The 510-nt window shown below is 25.7% G+C and carries 1 protein-coding gene; it reads left to right on the top strand.

What is annotated here, in order from left to right:
- Nucleotides 1–259 precede the first annotated feature (259 nt).
- A partial coding sequence (locus FUA24_RS25450; protein WP_222861355.1) for a hypothetical protein occupies nucleotides 260–510 on the top strand: 251 nt, incomplete at its 3' end.

The following is a 510-nucleotide window of genomic DNA, read 5'->3' as shown; positions in this document are numbered from 1 at the left end:
TATTCTTACAACCTTAATAAGTAAATCTTGTTGTTGAGATTTGTACTGATTGGGCGTGATAAATTCTTTTATTGCGCTTAATCTTTTTTAATAACTTTTAGTCGATATTTTACACCTTTAGAAAACTTATATTGTAAATTTCAAATGCTATTAATCAGTTCATATCAAAAACATCAATTGTTATTTTCTTGTGAAAGAGGAAAGCAGTTGGTGTTTTTTTTATGGGCAACCATAACTAATAATGTAAAACTTTTTAGTTATGTGTTTTAATATAATTTTTGAGGTTATAATTGGTTTGCTGTTATTGGTTTTAAGTATAGCCATTATCATTACAATTAAACGCATATTTGTGTTTAATGAAAACGCAAAAAAAAGAAATCAAGTACTTGCTTTTAAGGTATCTTTAGCAAAAAAGGAAAATGCACAATTACAACAAAAAACAGTGTTAGTAAATGCTATAAATACCACATTATACCCTCGTTTTTTTAGTATAATTGAACAAATACTTTC

Source organism: Seonamhaeicola marinus (assembly GCF_008085455.1).
The sequence above is the reverse complement of the archived record's forward strand: the minus strand, read 5'-3'. Positions and strand labels throughout refer to the sequence as shown.